Raw genomic sequence first — 15,681 nt, forward strand, 5'->3', positions numbered from 1 at the left:
TCGTCCTCAGTTCAGTGGATGCGCGGCTGCGCGTGAATCGATGAATTGCTTGGTGCCGTCGCCGGCCTCGACGTATTGGAGATCGTCGACGGCGAGCAGCGACTCGACCGAGCTCGGCATCGCCATGCGGTCATCGGGCGTGAGCTCCTGCGCCACACGCGTGACCATCGGCTGCAGGTCGGCGCTCAGTTGCGCGAGCGTCGTGCGCACTGCGCGCGTGTCTTTCGCCACGCCGGACACACCGAATTCGCGGTGGCCCAGGTAGTGCACTTGCAAAGCCGGGTCGTGCAGCGACTCCTGCAGGTCGCGCTCGATCTGGTCGACACAGCCGAGGTGCCATATGATGCGGCCCGGCGCCATCGTTTCGAGCGTCGTTCGCACGAGTGCCTCGCTCCCGGTGTCGGGTACTACGCCGACGACATCGAAGCGCCCGCCTTGCTGCGTGACGGCGACGTCGGGCTCATGGAGCCGATCGAGCGCACGCTGAAGCTGTTCGAGACCGGCCTGCGGTGCCATGGCGCGTTGCGGCTCGGTCGGTCCCCCGAGGCCCGCCAAGGCGCCGGTGCGAGGGTGGAGCACGGCAGGCAAAGCGATGCCGGCACCGCCGATCGCGAGAACCGCGACGCCCGCAATCCCCAGCGCATGCAGCGTCTTGCGATTCTTCGGCGAGGCAGGCGGGGCGGCGGGCACGACCTCGTCGACGAGCACGGGTTCCGGTTCCTCCACGGGCGCGATAGCGGGCGCCAGCAGCGTTTCGAGCAACTCGATGTCGCTGGGCCAGGGCGCATCGGCGTCTCCAGCGCAGAGCACGACGTTGCCGAAGCGGTGCGGTTTGAAGTCCTCGAGCACGATGGGCTCGCCATGACCGTCCGCGTCGGCGATCGTGAGGCTTGCGTCGTCGTGTTGGCTCAATTGCATGGTGGGCTGATCCCAATCGCTGATCTGAATTTCCGCTTCGCCATCGTTGCCGATGCCTGTGTGCGTTGAGGTCAACTTTATGCGGGCTCCTGCGTGGCGCCCGGTGAGCAGACGAATTTCCTTGGTCATGAACGAACTCCTTTTTGTTGCGTTGCGCGTCGCGCGTATGCGTTCAAACGTAGGATCTGCGCCGCTCGATCAGCGAGGTGATCTTCGCGACCGCCAGCGCGCGCTCCGTATCGGTGCGCGTGCGTTCGAGATTGAGCAGCATCAGCGGCAATAGCTGATTGATCGACTCCTGTTGCTCGGGCGCCCGTTTCGTCGGGGTGCCCACAGCCGCGACGAGCCGCTCCTTGATCAGCGCCAGCGTTGCCGAGGCGCGTGCCGCGGTGCCGGGTACGGCCAGAAAGTCGCGCATCACAGCGAGTACGCGATAAGTCGAGCTCATCGTGGCGCCGGACTCGCCTTGCGCCCGGCGTGCTTCGAGCAGTGCCGATTCCGCGGCATCGAAAGCCGCGATTGCCTGCTCGGGATGCTCCGTGGTGCGAAAGAAACGCTTGCCGGAACCCGTGCGTTTGAGCCGGGAGGATGCGGCGCTGCCGTTTTCGTCGCCGCCCTCGCGCGTATCGGCGTCCGATTCGCCACGCTCGCCGCCGTGTCGCTCGGCGACGCGCATGACGAGGTCCGCCTCTTTTTGCAGATGCTCGGTGAGCATCATCAGCAGCTCTTCGCTGGCGCCGGATTCGTCGATACCGTCCTGTGAATCGGCGCCGCGCTTACGCTTGGACCGCGAGCGAGCGCCGCTCTTCTGCGCTTGATGAACCTGATGCTTGTGGTGATGATGGCCTTGCGGGCCAAACGGTCCCTGCGGGTTTTGCGACGATGCCCCGTCATCGGCGGGCGCCGGGATCGGGCCGATGCCTCGGATATGAATGCTCATGGGAAGACGCTCCGCATGACGGATTGCGCGAAGTGCATGACGGCCGATGCACCCCAGGGTGCCGCCACGATGATGACCACGGTGACGATCAGAAATTTGAAGCCATGGGAGATCGTGGAGTCTTGCAGCGAGGTCACCGCCTGCAAGAACGCGATGACGAGGCCCGCGACGGCCGCCACGCCGACGGCGGGCAGCGAGACGAGCAGGCACAACGTCAGCGCATCGGTGGTCAGGCGCGTGATTGCGTCGGCATCCATGCTTCACTCCTTCACTTGTACGTCGAGATGAGGCCGTGAATCAACGTCGACCATCCATCCATCGACACGAACAGCAGCAGCTTGAACGGAATCGCCACGTTGGTCGGCGTCACTTGCGAGAGTCCGAGTGCCATCAGGAGGTTCGCCACGATCAGATCGATGACGACGAACGCGAGGTAGAGCAGGAAACCGATTTTGAATGCCGAGGTCAGCTCGGTCAGCGTGAACGCCGGGGCCAGCACGACGAGATCGTCGGGCTTGAGACTTGCGACCTTATCCGCCGGCCAGATCTGCTGCGCCGAGCGCATGAAAAACGCCTTCTCGCGTTCATCGGTATGTTTGAGCAGGAATTGGCGGAACGGCTCGCGGGCAGCATCGAAAATCGGCATCACCTGGCTCGTCGCCGTCTGGTCGCTCGAAAGCTCCGCGCGATGCACGGCCTCCATGCCCACGGGCGCCATGATGAAGCAGGTCACGATCATGGCGATGCCGTTGAGCACAGTGCTCGGCGGCACTTGCTGTACGCCGAGCGCGTTGCGCAGCAAACCGAGCACCACGACGATCTTCGTGTAGGACGTGACCACCATTGCTGCGAACGGCAGCAGGCCGAAGGCGAGCAGCGCGACGAGCAGCGAGGCGACGTCAAGATTGCCGTTCATCGCTGGCCGCCATGCGGTTGATCTGCACGCCGAGGTTGTCACCGACTGCGACGAGCTTGCCGAACGCGAGCGTCTGACCGTACGAAACGAGTCGGACCGCGGAATCGGCGAGCGGCAGCGGAAGGTCGAGCACGTAGCCGGGCTGCAGCGAACCGAGCTGGGCGACGCTCAGATTGACGCTGAGCAGCTCGACATGAACCGGCAGCTCGATCGATCCGACCGGGACGAGCGGCTCGCTCGATGGATCGATCGATGCGCCCGCGAGCGGATCGAAATCGTCGGGTTGGGCGGCGGTGGCAAGGGTCACGGGGGTCTCCAGAGTAACGGTATGCGGATCGACGCGCACGCCGGCCCGCAGTTGGCGGCCGCGAGGGGCGCCCACGCGTAGCGAGGCTTGTTCTATGGCGCCGCCTTCGATGTAGGGGTGGCCCGGTTGCCAGCCGAGCAGCACGTCGTGGCGTCGCAGCGACGCGAGCGTCGCCGGCGAGCACAGGCGGCTGCGCAGCCGAATGGCCGTCGGCACCACGATGTCGTTGACGGTATCGTGCGGCACCTGCGGGCCCGGGCGCGCCCAAGCGCGTTCGTAATCGTCCGCAAGAGCAGCGGGGAGGTCGACGACGGCGAGCTTGACGTGGCCGCCGCCCGCATCGACCGAGAGCTGAAGCCCATGCACGTCGGCGGCATGCGCGCCCAACGCGATCGATTTGACCGACGGCGTGATGCCGTCGCCGGCATCGAGGCGCGCGAGCCACTCGGAGAGCCACATATTGGCCAGTGCGCTCGCCCGCTTGGGTTCGCTATCGAGCGCAATGCTGAGGAGTGCGGAATGTTCTGCAGCGTCGGCGACGACCGAAATCGGCCCATGCGTGCTATCGAGCGTGACCGTCAGCGGCGCTTCGAACGCACTCGCTTCGAACCCGCGTACGCGCAGCCCGAGCTGAGCCGCCGGATGCGCCGAATGGCTGAGCGCGAGCGCGCGAGTCAGCTGAGCGAGCGCGCTCGTGTAGCGGGGTAGCTTGCCTTCGAGCAATGTCGGCAGGGCGTCGTTCATGGTCTGCTGGATATCCTCGTGGCGCAGGTGCGTTTCGGGCGTATGTCACGCGGCGAGCTCGACGTCGATGTGGCGGCCCAGGGCGTCGCTCAATCGGGTGCGCAAGGCGTCGGCGTTATCTGAGATTAATTGCGTCGAGCGCGCACTCGACGTTTCAAAGCGAATACCGATGGACGACGGCGAAAGTTGCAGATGCAACAGCGTATCGGGCAGCACCGCGGGATTCATCGGCAGCGTGACGGCCCACGATGCATCGTCCGACGCACCCGACATCGAGCAAAAGCGTGTGATGCGATCGGCCAGCTCGCGGGTGAAGAGCTCGCCATGCGCGGCCGTGGCGCACGCATGCACGATCTGCTTGCCGAGCGCGGCATCGTGTTCGGGCGGTTCGGGTTTTTGCGCTTCGCGCTGAGCCGTGGATCGCAAGCCCGACAAGGCGCCGCCGCGCGACGTGTCCTGTTTCGGCTGGTCGTGGGGGGCCGAAGCTGGAACGGATGGCGGTTGCTGTTCGCGCGGCTCGGCCGATACGATGGTGGCTGCTCCCTGATCGGTCGAAGACGATGCTTGAGCATCGGATTCGTCGACCGACGCCCCGTCCCCTGCCGCAGCGTTCGCCGATAGCGGCTGTCCTTGCGCCTGGCTTGCCAGTAGGCGGAAGATCTGTACCGCGGTCGCGCTCGGGGACGGCGAGGGTGGCGATATCGCACTTCCGGCGGCCGCACCCGCGGGCACGATGCGAATATCCTGGGGTTGGCGTACGCGCTCGCTCATGACGGCTCCCGAATCAGAAAGTCAGGCGCCCGACCGGCGTCAGATGCGCGTCCGATCCGAGCTCTTGGAACGAGTAGACGTGCAACCAGGGCAGCCGCTGCTCGATCATCCGCCGCACGTAACGGCGAATGTCCATCGCCGCGATGACGGCCAGATGCTTGACGGGCTCGGCGCCGCAGATGCCTTCGAGATTGCGCAGCAGCGTATCGACGATGGCAGGCTCGAGTGCGAGAAAGTTGCCGGCCGGTGTCGGCTTGATGGCCTGGCGTATGGTCTGCTCGACTTCCGGGTCCAGTACGATCGCGGGCAATTCACCGGTGCCGCCCGTCGCCCGGTGGGCGATGAAGCGGCCCAGATCGCCGCGTACGTATTCGGTCACCATCAGCAGGTCCTTTTCCTTGGGGCCCCAGATGACGAGGCTTTCGAGGATCGCGCGCATGTTGCGAATCGGCACCTGCTCTTCCAGCATGCGGCGCAGGACCTCGGCGATCCGCTGAGCCGGCAGCGCCTTTTGCACTTCGGCCACGAGGCCCGGATAGTCGGTGCCTGCGCGCTCGAGCAGCCACTGCGTTTCCTGCAGGCCGATGAAAAGCTTTGCGTCGGAGCCGAGGCGCGCCACCGCATGACCGGCAATCAACGCTTCGCGGCTCACCACGTCGCGGCTCAACTCAGCGGGCAGGCGGGCAGTGTCGATCCAATAGCTCTCGTCGAGCCCGGCGACATCGCGGCGCACTTCGAACGCGTCGCGCAACGCATCAGGTACGTTGCGCACCACGCTCAGATTCGGCGGAAGGTCGAGCGGAACCGAGGGCACGTCCTGCACGAGCAGCTGATAGCAGTGATCGGGCAAGGCGTCGTCCACCCAGAGCGCCGTGCGGGGAAACGGCAGGCCGAGGTCGGCGGTCAATGCGCGGCGCCCCTGTTCGAACGCTTCGTCGAGCTTGGCCGCATCGATGAGGGCGGCGAGTTTCGGCGAGAATCGAATCGCCAACGGCACCGCGAACGCCGGTGCTTTCGCCGAAATCGTGGGCGCGTTTTCCTTCGATCCTTCGCGCGTGAGCGCGGGCAGCTCGGGGCCGGCCGGCTCGTTATCCTTGCGTTGCTTGCGACGCAGCGCGAACGCCGCAGCCGCCAGCGCAGCCGCGAGCACGACGAACAGCATCGACGGAAAGCCGGGCACGAGCGCAAAGCCGCATAGCAGTGCCGCGGCGCTGAACAGGGCGCGCGCATTGCCCGAAAGCTGCTCGAGAATCTCCGCGCCGAGCGAGCGCGGCTTGCTGTCTTCGTCGGCCACCCGCGTGATGAGCACGCCGGCCGCGACCGAAATGAGCAACGACGGGATCTGCGAGACCATCGCATCGCCGATCGACAGCACGGAAAAACGGTTCGCCGCTTCGCCGGCCGACATGCCGTGATAGCTGACGCCAATGACGATGCCCGCGAGAATATTGACCATCGTGATGACGAGACCCGCGATCGCATCGCCCTTGACGAACTTCATCGCGCCGTCCATCCCCCCATGGAGCTGACTTTCGATCGCGAGCAGCGCGCGGCGCTTTTGCGCCTGCTCGGCGCTCAGGTTGCCGGCCCGCACGTCGGCGTCGATGCTCATCTGCTTGCCCGGCATGCCGTCGAGCGTGAAGCGCGCGCCGACCTCCGCGACCCGCTCCGAGCCTTTTGCGATCACGATGAACTGCACCGTCGTGATGATCAGAAAGACGACGAGACCCACGACGAGATTGCCCCCGACGACGAGCTCGCCGAAGCTTTCGATGATGTGACCGGCCTCGGCGTTCAGCAGAATCGACTTGGTCGAGGCGATGTTCAGCGACAGGCGAAAGAGCGTCGTGAACAGCAGCAGCGACGGAAAGGCCGACAGGGACGTCGCCTTCGGGATGTACATCGTCACCATCAGCAGCACGACGCTCGTCGTAATGTTTATCCCGAGGAGCGTATCGATCAGAAACGTCGGCAGAGGCAGGATCATCAGCGCGACGACAGCGACGATGACGCCGGCGATGCCGACCTCCCCGCTGTACTGCGACACGCTCGACATGGTGGCGTTCTTGGTCATGACGGTAAGCCTCGATGGGGTTGAGCTTGCGGATTCGGCGCGTCCGGCGGTGCGTTCGGTGCATCGCCGCGCCTTGCCGCAGCCATGTCTTCGACCCAGGCCAGTACGGCGGCAACGGCCTTGAAGCACGATTCGGGAATCGCATCGTCGAGCGGCACCAGATACAGCGCCCGGGCGAGCGGCGGATTGCCGACGATCGGCACGCCGTGACGCTCGGCCATCCGTCGAATCTCGAGCGCATCGGCGTCGACGCCTTTCGCGACGATGCGCGGCAGCTCGTACTCCGAGGGCATGTAACGCACGGCGACGGCGTAGTGCGTGGGGTTCACGATGACGGCTTGCGCGCCGGCCACGGCCTTCTCGGGATTGCCTTCCACGATTTCCTTGGCCACCTGCTTGCGCTTACCTTTCAAATGCGGGTCGCCTTCCGAATCCTTGTGCTCGCGCTTGACCTCTTCCTTGCTCATGCGGTGATCGCGAATGAAGAGCCATTTTTGAATGCCGTAATCGGCTACGCCGAGCACGAGATAGAGCACGCCGCCCACCGCGAACAGCCGGCATAGCGCCGACCACGAAATTTCGATGAGGTCGAGCACGGGTTCATAGGCCACGCCGACGATCAGCGGCACCAGGCCCATCATCGTCTTGTAGAGCGCCGCGGCCAGCACGACCGCCTTGACGAGCATCTTCGCGAGATCGATGAACGAACGCAGCGAAAACATCCGCTTGAGGCCCGAGGCCGGGTTGATCGCATTGAACTTCGGCTCGAGCGGTTTGAACGAGATCGCAAAACCCACCTGCGACGCGACGGCGACCACCGCGGCCACCATCGCGACCCATACCGGTATCGACAGCAGCAGCGCCTCGATGCCGATGCGGCCCATGGCCCGCCGCAAATCCGCATCCGTGCCGCTCGCGAACCGCATATCGAGCGCGAAGCCCAGGAGGGCTCGCAGATGTTGGCCCATGACCGGTCCCGCCAACGACAGCCCGAGCGCTGCGGCGATCAACAGCATCGAAAACGACAGATCGGCGCTCTTGACCGTTTCGCCATCGCGACGCGCGTCCCGAAGCTTCTTGTCTGTTGGCTCTTCGGTTTTCTCGTCGGACATCGGCTGACGCTCCGTATGCGCGCGGTGAGTGGGAATGGTCGAAGTCTCGCGTAGCGTGCGTTTGGGCGGCGACACCTGCGACGAAACCGCGCGTCGGCCGGCGAAATCCACGTGGGCCGTGCCGCTGGCGCGCTCCGGGTTCGCTGGCGGGCCACGGAATTCGCTGTCTGTGTCAAGGGCGCCGGTTCGGCCCGGATACGTTACGGACGTCGGCGGCGCAGCTTCCGATGAGGGCGGCACGGCTGTCGCCCTGATTGACGAATCTGAACTTCGCGAGGTGTGACGATGAATCTCACGACATGCAGCAATCGCCTGGTGTCTGCACTGGTCGAGTTGTTGACCTGGGCGGCACGCAAGGGGCACTTGGACGAGGCGGACCGCCTGCTGGCGGCGCTACACCTGATGCGTCCGAACTTCGTCGAGCTCAATGCGTACGATGCATGGCTCCTGATTCGGCGCAATCGCATGGAAGACGCGGCGCAACTGCTGCGGCAGCTCGAGGGCCGCGAGCTGCAGCCGCCGTTCGGTCCCTACGTCACGGCGCTGTTGGCCGTGTGCCTTTCGTCGCTCGGCGATTCGGGCTGGCGGATCTATGCCAACCAGGTGCTCACGCGCGACGAGGACGCCGAATCGGTCGGCCTCATGAACCTGCTGATGGGCAAGCGCGAGAAAACCGAACGCGACGACACGCAGACGGCAAGCAAAACCGAGGCGGCCGATCTGCTTCGACAAGCGATGTCGTTCAGCTACATGCGCGCCTGAGGAGACAGCTCATGACTTCCGCAATTGCAGCCATTGCTCCGCCGCCGTCCGTTTCGTTTGCGGAGCCTGCCGGCGGCGTGACCGGCGCCGCGCAAGCCGCGATGGGCGCGCAGGCCCCAGCCGGCCTCGGAGACCGCTTTCGCGACGCGCTCGCGCAGGCGCGGCTCGTGCCCGAGCAGGGTGCGCACATACAAGGCCCGTCGATGGTATCCGAGGCCGTCACCGCACAAGACGAGGCCTTCGGTGCCCTGACGGAAAAGATCGACGCGTTCGAGGCGTCGAGCGGCTCGATGTCGATGCAGCAAGTCGAGGCCCAATCGCTTCAGATTCAGCACGAAATCACCGAGCAAATGGTGAAGATCTACACAGGTACGGCGGTCGCGCAAGGCGGCAAGAGCACTGTGCAAACACTGATGAAGAATCAATGACGGGAGAGCGCGATGCGCCGTGTTCCAACTCTAGTGCGCGCGCTGGCGATTGCGGCGCTGGCTGCCGCATTGTTGGCAGGATGCAGCAAGCAGTTGTATGCGCAGCTGTCCGAGCCGGACGCCAACGATTTGATGCGCGTGTTGATCGAGGCTGGTATCGATGCGAGCAAATCGTCGCCCGATGGAGGCAAGAGCTGGACGGTATCGGTCGATGGCGCGGACTTCGCGCGTTCGACCGAGGTGCTGCGAGCACACGGTTTGCCGCATCAGAAATACACGTCGCTGGGCGACCTGTTCAAGAAGGACGGGCTGATCTCCACGCCGACCGAAGAGCGCGTGCGCTTCATTTACGGCGTGTCGCAGCAACTGTCGGAGACGCTCTCGCGCGTCGACGGCGTGGCGTTCGCTCAGGTGCAGATCGTCTTGCCGAATAACGATCCGCTGTCCAGTACCGTGAAGCCTTCGTCGGCCGCTGTATTCATCAAGTATCAGTCCGGCACCGATGTGCAGGCGCTCGTGCCGAGCATCAAGAATCTGGTCGTTCACAGCGTCGAGGGACTGTCCTACGACAATGTCAGTGTCACGCTGGTGCAGGCCTCCGAGCCGCAATCGAGCAACTCGGCGGGCGGAAGTGCGGCGGGCGGACTGCCTGTCGTCTGGACCGTCGGCGCGGCCGTGCTCGGTGCGCTCGCGAGTGCGCTCGCTTTCGGCGCGTTCTTTCTGCCGAAAGCACTGAAAAACGGGGCGCCCGCGCGCTGGCTTCAGCGCGTCAAGGGCAAGGTCCGGAAGCCCGCGGCCGCATCATGAGCAGTGCCGATCATCCGCTCATCCGCATGCTGGCCGGCTTCGAGGCGAGGGTGCTGGACTTGACCTCGGCGCTCGCGCAAACGTCAACGGCCGGCGACGCGAGTGAGCCGCGAACATCGGAGCCGCGCGCAATGGCGCTGAGGATCGCGGCCTGCCGGCGCCTATGGTTTTCCGAGCCCGTGCCGCTCGACGCATTCCTGCAGCCGGGCAATCGCATCGCGATTCTGGCGCCCGCAGCGCTGCGCCGTGTACTGGCGGCACGCGCGCTGATCCGTTGCCAGGACGGCATTCGCCGTTGCATCGACCGCGATCGGCGGCGCGCGCTCGCGCTTGCGCTCGGCGATGAAGCACTTGCCCAGCTGCAGGATCGGCCAGCGGCGATGGCGAGCGCCGACCCGTTGCCCGACGATCTGGCACCCGACATCCTGGCGGATCGCGGCTGGCAAATGATCTCGGGCGAGGGGGCGTGCGGCAACGCAACGCTCGGTAATATCGTCGAGTTGAGCCTCGCCCGCGTCGCGGGAGGCGAGCGCTGGCAACGGATGCTGCGCCCCGGCGCCGACCGGACAGCCAGGGCTGGCGGGGCGAGCCGGGCCAGTGCTGCGAAGCCGCCCGCGGGCGAGAGCGACACGAGCCGATTCTTTTCCATGGCAGGCGATTTGTTCCCGGAGTTTCAATGGTTATTTGGTTGAAAGCACAACCGAAAGTGCTCGCCTTCGATACCGATGTCGTGCGCGCGGACGAGCTTGCACGCGTGACCGAATTGAACGACGCGCTGGGAGCACTCGACGAAGTCGTGCATGCGACGATGCGCGAGGCCACGGAACACGCGCGCGAGCTCATCGAAGCGGCCCGTCGCGAAGCCGACGCCTTCGTCGAGGCGGCGCGACGCAAGTTCGACAACAGCTCGCGGCTCGGCTATGCGGCCGGCCATCGGCGCGCGCTGGCCGAGGCGCACGCGCGGCTCGCGGCGCGCGCCCGTAGCGAGCATGAGGAGCTGCAGGCGTCGTCCGATCGCCTCGCGCGCCTCGTGATGAAAGCGGTCGAGCAAGTGGTCGCCGAGACGGACCGCGATGCGTTGATGCGGCGCGTCGCGCTTGCCGTGGCACGATCGATCGACGACGCGACGCATCTGACGGTGAGCGTTGCGCCTGCCGATGCCGAGAGTGCGAAGCGGCTGTTCGGCGAGCTTGCCCGCGGCGCTTCGCCGCCGCTCAATCTCGAGGTCATCGTCGACGACGACATGGACGAGGGCACCTGTGTCTGCGAATGGGACTACGGCGTCGTCGAGTCGAGTCTGCGCGCGCAGTTGGCAAGTCTCGAACGCGCGCTGGCCAACGGTGCTGCCTTGACCGCCGCAAAAGCGCCGCCGGCCGGCGGCGCGCTCGATGACGACTGGGAGTTCGATACTTCGCACGGGAGTCGTGACCCCCATGACGCAGCGGGCCGGCTCGAATCGCGCGACGACGCGGCGCGTGCGAACCGCCACGACCGGTTCGAGGGCCCCGACGCCAACGGGGCGAGGATATGAGTACGATCGCCCACCTCGCCGATCGCCTCGAGACGGCGCTAGGCGCGAGCGCTTCGTTCGAACGGTACGGCAAGGTGCTGGAGGCCGTCGGTACGTTGATCAAGGTGGGCGGGATCGATGCCCAGCTCGGCGAATTGTGCGAACTCTGGCGGCCCGACGGCACATTGATGCAGCGGGCGGAAGTCGTCGGTATCGGACGGCAACATGCGTTGCTTGCACCGTTCGACAGCATGACGGGCGTGTCGCGCAGCACGCGCGTGACGGGCCGCGGCGAGCCGCTGTCGGTCCCCGTGGGGCCCAGCTTGCTCGGGCGCGTGCTCGACGGGCTCGGCGAACCGGCGGACGGGCTCGGGCCCGTGCTCGCGCAGTGCCGCGTGCCGGTCTATGCTCCGGCGCCCGATCCGCTCGAGCGGCGCATGATCGAGACGCAACTCGGCACCGGCGTGCGGGTCATCGACGGGCTCATGGCACTCGGCGAAGGACAGCGCATGGGCATCTTCGCGGCGGCCGGGGTCGGCAAGAGTACGTTGCTCGGCATGCTCGCACGCGGTACCGATTGCGACGTCAACGTAATCGTGCTGATCGGCGAGCGGGGGCGGGAAGTACGCGAGTTCATCGAGTTGATCCTTGGCGAAGAGGGCATGGCGCGCAGCGTCGTGGTGTGCGCCACGTCCGACCGATCGTCGATCGAGCGCGCGAAGGCCGCGCACGTCGGCACGGCCATCGCCGAATACTTTCGCGACCGCGGGCAGCGCGTCTTGCTGATGATGGATTCGCTCACGCGATTTGCGCGCGCGCAGCGCGAGATCGGTCTGTCCGCTGGCGAGCCGCCGACGCGGCGCGGGTTTCCGCCCTCGGTATTCGCCGAACTGCCGCGCTTGCTCGAACGCGCGGGCATGGGACGGGAGGGCTCGATCACGGCGCTCTATACCGTGCTGGCCGACGACGAGGAGGGGGGCGACCCGGTCAGCGAGGAAGTGCGGGGCATTCTGGACGGCCATCTGATCCTCTCGCGCAAGATCGCCGCGCGCAATCGCTACCCCGCGATCGACGTGTTGGGCAGCCTGAGCCGCGTCATGCCGCAAATCGCTTCGCCCGAGCATTGCGCGGGAGCGTCGCGCGTGCGTCGTCTGATGGCCAAGTACGACGAGATCGAGATGCTGCTGCAGATCGGCGAGTACAAGAGCGGCAGCGATCCGCTCGCCGACGAGGCCATCGCGATGCACGACGACATCGAAGGGTTCGTGCGTCAGCGCACGGATGAACTGGCCGATCTGAACGAGACCCGCGATCTGCTCAGCGGCTTCGGACAGGCGTAGGACGCCCACATGCGCCGATCATGACCCAGGCCGCCTTGCATGTCTGGAAAATCGTGGTGGCCGCGAAGACCCGCGCCAAGGAAAGGCTCGAGCAAGAGCTGGCCGATGCGCGTCGCCATCGCGAGGAGCTCATCGAAGCCACGGAGCAGGCCAACGAGGTGTTCGAGGGAGCGCAGTCCCGACGGCTCGCGCACGAAGAACGGATTGCTCAGTTACTCAGCAGTCCCGACGGATTGTCGCCGCTGGCCTATCTCGATCACGACCGCTATCGCGAGCCGCTTGGACAGGCGGTGGACGAGGCGCGCACCGCACTCACGCGCGCGATCGAGGCGGCCGAGGCGCAGCAGCAAGCCGTCGAGCAGCTCGGCATTGCCGTGCGGCGTGCGGATGCGTCGCTCGAGGCTGCGCGCGAGCAATTGAAGAAGGCGATTGCGGCGGCCGAACGCCGTGTCGAGGAACGCAACGACGAAGAAGCGGGCGAAACCGCGGCCGCCCGTATGCACCGAGGAGCCTAGGATGGTCGATGGATTGCACGTAGGGCGTGCGCTTGCCGATTTGTTCGGCGAATACGAAGGTTTTTTCATGACGCTGGCGATCAGCGCCGCCCGGATCGCGGTGGCGTTCCAGATCTTCCCGCCCACGAGCGGCGACATGCTGCCCGGTACCGCACGCAACGGCATCATCTATGTGCTGGCGTTTTTCGTGGCCGCCGCGCAACCGGAACATTATTTCGATACGGTCAATTCCGCGCAGCTGCTGATGATTTCGCTGAAGGAAATGTTTCTGGGCGCGGTGCTGGGCTACGCCGCCTCGACGGTGTTCTTCATCGCGCAGTGCGTCGGCACGCTGATCGACGACCTGGCCGGCTACAACAGCGTCCAGATGAACAACCCGCTGCGGGGCGATCAGAGCACGCCGGTCTCGAATACGCTTTTGCAAATGGCCGTTGCGCTGTTCTATGTGGGCGGCGGGATGACATTTTTGCTGGGCGCGATGTTCGAATCGTTCAAATGGTGGCCGCTCGTTTCGTTGACGCCATCGATGACCGATGTCGCGCAAAGCTTCATCATCGCGCGCACCGATTCGATCATGTCCGCCACCGTCAAGCTTGGCACGCCCATCATGCTCGCGCTGATATTGGTCGATCTTTCGATCGGCATACTGGCGCGTGCGGCGGAAAAGCTCGAACCCTCGGCGCTGAGCCAACCGATGCGCGGTGCGATCGGTTTGTTGATGCTGATTTTCCTGGTGGGAGTGTTCGCGCAGCAGGTATTGGGTTCGCTGCGACTCGACGAGTTCGGGCGCGAAGCGGCCGCGCTCGCGGCGCCGGGTGCGGGCCATGGAACGCGATGAGCATCGCGATCTAAAACATCGGAATTTCTTATGCGAGGGATTGTTTTTTCTGATTGAGAATTGTTGTGTACTGCGCTGAGATTGTTGAGATTGCGCGGAACAGCTCTCGCTAATATCAATGTCAGCACTGCATCGACTCAACGGTTTCGCGAGCGATGCGGTGCGCGGCCTAACGCCCGATCGGCCGTGGAAATTCGGGCGAACACAGCGAGTGTCGAGCAATGTATCCGACCGTCTATCTGGCATTGTTGTCCGCGTTGAAATTTCGCAAAAGTCTGCCCCGCTATTGCGCCGCCACCCTCGACGGGGACTTCGCGCGCGCCTATTGCGCGGTGGACGACGCGGCCGATTTGAGCGAGCGCGTGCATTCCCAGGCACGTAACCGCAGCAATGAGGAACTGACGGCATTGGCCGACGTATCGCTCGTGCTGGGCAATTGGGAGGAAGCCGAAGACTATTACCGCCGCGCGCAAAAGATGGTTTGGAAAAACGACGATCAGCTGCGCGTGCAGTCTTGCCGAAACACGGGTTGGCTCTCGCTGCTGCACGGCCGCCTGAGCGTCGCGCAGCGCAGCTTCGCCCGTATGGCTTCGGAGGCCGAGGCGCATGCCGAACAGCGTATCGAGGCCCATATCGGCATGGCGCTTTCGCATCATCAACTGGCCCAGCAGCAGGCCGCCGACGATGCGCTCCTCGAGGCCGCCGAAATTGCCGACCATCTCGATGAACCACGCTTTCGCCTGATCGTCGAGCTGCTTTCCCGGGAGTTCGATGTACGCCTGAAGATCCGCGCTTCACGCGCGCTCGACGACAATGCCTTCTGGCAATCGGCATTGACGACGGTATCGCTGGCGGCCGGAGGTCGCGCGCAGATCGAGCCGGCCTGCGTCGTGGCGGCCAGCCCCGCGCTGTTGTCGCTGCGCCTGGAGGAGCTTCACTGCATGGAGCGCCTCGCGCAGGGAGACCGCGGCACGCCCGCATCGTTGCTCAATGCGCGCTTGAATCGGGGCGTCACGAATGCTCAACTGACCTTCCGTGGATGTCTCGACACCGCGCTGGCGGCATTGGCGGGCGGCCTCGACGACATCGCCGCGCAAATCATGGACAACCTGCCGGCAATCGGCGACCAGCCGCGGCGCGACTTCGACTACCTCTACTGCATGGCGAAAGTCGCCACGCAACGCGGCGATTTCGTACGCGCGCTGAAGTTCTACTCGCAGTACACGACCGAAGCGCTGCGTTGCCTGCGCAATGAAGCCGCGACCGTGCGCAGCGCGACGACGGCACGTCCGCGCGCCGCGGCCGCCACGATCAACGACGACGTCTCCGCCCGGCTGCCCGCCAAATATCGGCGCGCCTATCGATACATCATCGAAAACATCGACCGCGAGGATCTGACCACACGCGAGGTCGCGGCGGAGATGAACGTCACGATGCGCACGATTCAGCTCGTGTTCAAACGCGCGCTCGGCGTGACCCCGTGCGGGCTGATCCGGTCGCTGCGCATGGAAGGCATTCGCGAGGCGCTGCTCGATGAAAACGGTCCGGCACCGTCGATCTACGACACGGCGGCGCGGTGGGGGCTCAAGAGCCGCTCGACGCTGGCGAAGGGGTATCGCCGGCACTTCAACGAGTCGCCTTCCGAGACGATCGTCACCCACACGCGCTGAAGCCCTTATCCGCCTGGAACGCAAAAACG

17 protein-coding genes are annotated in these 15,681 nt (G+C 65.2%); 9 read left to right on the forward strand and 8 right to left on the reverse strand.

The features are described from left to right. Positions 1 to 6 precede the first annotated feature (6 nt). Genes hrpD5 through sctU form a run of 8 tightly spaced genes read right to left on the reverse strand, consistent with a single transcriptional unit; the run spans position 7 to position 7,782 of the window. Entirely contained in the window at positions 7 to 1,047 is a 1,041-nt protein-coding gene (gene hrpD5, locus ACO1XS_RS05465; RefSeq protein WP_486390176.1) for an HrpD5 family protein, read from the reverse strand. A gap of 43 nt (positions 1,048 to 1,090) precedes the next feature. Beyond that, a complete protein-coding gene (locus ACO1XS_RS05470; protein WP_486390177.1) occupies positions 1,091 to 1,858 on the reverse strand; it encodes a hypothetical protein in 768 nt (255 codons plus the stop codon). After that, complete coding sequence (gene sctS, locus ACO1XS_RS05475) at positions 1,855 to 2,115, reverse strand: type III secretion system export apparatus subunit SctS (RefSeq protein WP_331568456.1); 261 nt, start codon at positions 2,113 to 2,115, stop codon at positions 1,855 to 1,857. Before sctS ends, ACO1XS_RS05470 begins: the two co-directional genes overlap by 4 nt. 11 nt (positions 2,116 to 2,126) lie before the next feature. Further along, positions 2,127 to 2,774, reverse strand: coding sequence for a type III secretion system export apparatus subunit SctR (sctR, locus tag ACO1XS_RS05480; RefSeq protein WP_331568457.1), 648 nt, complete (start codon positions 2,772 to 2,774; stop codon positions 2,127 to 2,129). After that, complete coding sequence (gene sctQ, locus ACO1XS_RS05485; protein ID WP_486390178.1) at positions 2,758 to 3,825, reverse strand: type III secretion system cytoplasmic ring protein SctQ; 1,068 nt, start codon at positions 3,823 to 3,825, stop codon at positions 2,758 to 2,760. The genes sctR and sctQ overlap by 17 nt, the downstream gene beginning before the upstream one ends. A 45-nt stretch (positions 3,826 to 3,870) precedes the next feature. After that, a complete protein-coding gene (gene sctP, locus ACO1XS_RS05490; protein ID WP_486390179.1) occupies positions 3,871 to 4,596 on the reverse strand; it encodes a type III secretion system protein SctP in 726 nt (241 codons plus the stop codon). A gap of 13 nt (positions 4,597 to 4,609) precedes the next feature. Continuing rightward, positions 4,610 to 6,670, reverse strand: coding sequence for a type III secretion system export apparatus subunit SctV (sctV, locus tag ACO1XS_RS05495; RefSeq protein WP_486390180.1), 2,061 nt, complete (start codon positions 6,668 to 6,670; stop codon positions 4,610 to 4,612). After that, positions 6,667 to 7,782, reverse strand: coding sequence for a type III secretion system export apparatus subunit SctU (sctU, locus tag ACO1XS_RS05500; RefSeq protein WP_486390181.1), 1,116 nt, complete (start codon positions 7,780 to 7,782; stop codon positions 6,667 to 6,669). The genes sctV and sctU overlap by 4 nt, the downstream gene beginning before the upstream one ends. Positions 7,783 to 8,067: 285 nt before the next feature. Between sctU and ACO1XS_RS05505 the strand changes: the two genes are divergently transcribed. The 9 genes from ACO1XS_RS05505 to ACO1XS_RS05545 all read left to right on the forward strand — a co-directional run bounded on the left by ACO1XS_RS05505 (position 8,068) and on the right by ACO1XS_RS05545 (position 15,652). Further along, on the forward strand, positions 8,068 to 8,544 hold the full coding sequence (locus ACO1XS_RS05505) for an HrpB1 family type III secretion system apparatus protein (RefSeq protein WP_331568462.1): 477 nt from the start codon (positions 8,068 to 8,070) through the stop codon (positions 8,542 to 8,544). An 11-nt stretch (positions 8,545 to 8,555) separates the two neighbouring features. Next, positions 8,556 to 8,972: a hypothetical protein gene (locus tag ACO1XS_RS05510; RefSeq protein WP_331568463.1), complete on the forward strand. Its 417-nt coding sequence runs from the start codon at positions 8,556 to 8,558 to the stop codon at positions 8,970 to 8,972. Between the two features lie 12 nt (positions 8,973 to 8,984). After that, complete coding sequence (sctJ, locus tag ACO1XS_RS05515) at positions 8,985 to 9,779, forward strand: type III secretion system inner membrane ring lipoprotein SctJ (RefSeq protein ID WP_331568464.1); 795 nt, start codon at positions 8,985 to 8,987, stop codon at positions 9,777 to 9,779. After that, entirely contained in the window at positions 9,776 to 10,471 is a 696-nt protein-coding gene (locus ACO1XS_RS05520; RefSeq protein WP_486390182.1) for a type III secretion protein HrpB4, read from the forward strand. The genes sctJ and ACO1XS_RS05520 overlap by 4 nt, the downstream gene beginning before the upstream one ends. After that, a complete protein-coding gene (gene sctL, locus ACO1XS_RS05525; RefSeq protein ID WP_486390183.1) occupies positions 10,456 to 11,310 on the forward strand; it encodes a type III secretion system stator protein SctL in 855 nt (284 codons plus the stop codon). Before ACO1XS_RS05520 ends, sctL begins: the two co-directional genes overlap by 16 nt. After that, on the forward strand, positions 11,307 to 12,629 hold the full coding sequence (locus ACO1XS_RS05530; RefSeq protein WP_486390184.1) for a FliI/YscN family ATPase: 1,323 nt from the start codon (positions 11,307 to 11,309) through the stop codon (positions 12,627 to 12,629). The genes sctL and ACO1XS_RS05530 overlap by 4 nt, the downstream gene beginning before the upstream one ends. Before the next feature lie 20 nt (positions 12,630 to 12,649). Beyond that, positions 12,650 to 13,144, forward strand: coding sequence for a hypothetical protein (locus ACO1XS_RS05535; RefSeq protein WP_440562588.1), 495 nt, complete (start codon positions 12,650 to 12,652; stop codon positions 13,142 to 13,144). 1 nt (position 13,145) lies between these two features. Then, on the forward strand, positions 13,146 to 13,982 hold the full coding sequence (gene sctT, locus ACO1XS_RS05540; RefSeq protein WP_331568469.1) for a type III secretion system export apparatus subunit SctT: 837 nt from the start codon (positions 13,146 to 13,148) through the stop codon (positions 13,980 to 13,982). A 221-nt stretch (positions 13,983 to 14,203) separates the two neighbouring features. Beyond that, positions 14,204 to 15,652, forward strand: a complete 1,449-nt coding sequence (locus ACO1XS_RS05545) for a helix-turn-helix transcriptional regulator (RefSeq protein ID WP_331568470.1) — start codon at positions 14,204 to 14,206, stop codon at positions 15,650 to 15,652. Positions 15,653 to 15,681: the final 29 nt, after the last annotated feature.

The organism is Trinickia sp. (genome assembly GCF_057351765.1).

Excerpts from the sequence above, each read along its gene's own strand:
- sctL (WP_486390183.1), top strand. The coding sequence starts at position 10,456 with ATGGTTATTTGGTTGAAAGCACAACCGAAAGTGCTCGCCTTCGATACC.
- sctJ (WP_331568464.1), top strand. The coding sequence starts at position 8,985 with ATGCGCCGTGTTCCAACTCTAGTGCGCGCGCTGGCGATTGCGGCGCTG.
- sctU (WP_486390181.1), bottom strand. The coding sequence starts at position 7,782 with ATGTCCGACGAGAAAACCGAAGAGCCAACAGACAAGAAGCTTCGGGAC.
- ACO1XS_RS05510 (WP_331568463.1), top strand. The coding sequence starts at position 8,556 with ATGACTTCCGCAATTGCAGCCATTGCTCCGCCGCCGTCCGTTTCGTTT.
- ACO1XS_RS05545 (WP_331568470.1), top strand. The coding sequence starts at position 14,204 with ATGTATCCGACCGTCTATCTGGCATTGTTGTCCGCGTTGAAATTTCGC.
- ACO1XS_RS05530 (WP_486390184.1), top strand. The coding sequence starts at position 11,307 with ATGAGTACGATCGCCCACCTCGCCGATCGCCTCGAGACGGCGCTAGGC.
- ACO1XS_RS05535 (WP_440562588.1), top strand. The coding sequence starts at position 12,650 with ATGACCCAGGCCGCCTTGCATGTCTGGAAAATCGTGGTGGCCGCGAAG.
- sctQ (WP_486390178.1), bottom strand. The coding sequence starts at position 3,825 with ATGAACGACGCCCTGCCGACATTGCTCGAAGGCAAGCTACCCCGCTAC.
- ACO1XS_RS05470 (WP_486390177.1), bottom strand. The coding sequence starts at position 1,858 with ATGAGCATTCATATCCGAGGCATCGGCCCGATCCCGGCGCCCGCCGAT.
- ACO1XS_RS05520 (WP_486390182.1), top strand. The coding sequence starts at position 9,776 with ATGAGCAGTGCCGATCATCCGCTCATCCGCATGCTGGCCGGCTTCGAG.
- sctP (WP_486390179.1), bottom strand. The coding sequence starts at position 4,596 with ATGAGCGAGCGCGTACGCCAACCCCAGGATATTCGCATCGTGCCCGCG.
- sctV (WP_486390180.1), bottom strand. The coding sequence starts at position 6,670 with ATGACCAAGAACGCCACCATGTCGAGCGTGTCGCAGTACAGCGGGGAG.
- hrpD5 (WP_486390176.1), bottom strand. The coding sequence starts at position 1,047 with ATGACCAAGGAAATTCGTCTGCTCACCGGGCGCCACGCAGGAGCCCGC.
- ACO1XS_RS05505 (WP_331568462.1), top strand. The coding sequence starts at position 8,068 with ATGAATCTCACGACATGCAGCAATCGCCTGGTGTCTGCACTGGTCGAG.
- sctS (WP_331568456.1), bottom strand. The coding sequence starts at position 2,115 with ATGGATGCCGACGCAATCACGCGCCTGACCACCGATGCGCTGACGTTG.
- sctR (WP_331568457.1), bottom strand. The coding sequence starts at position 2,774 with ATGAACGGCAATCTTGACGTCGCCTCGCTGCTCGTCGCGCTGCTCGCC.
- sctT (WP_331568469.1), top strand. The coding sequence starts at position 13,146 with ATGGTCGATGGATTGCACGTAGGGCGTGCGCTTGCCGATTTGTTCGGC.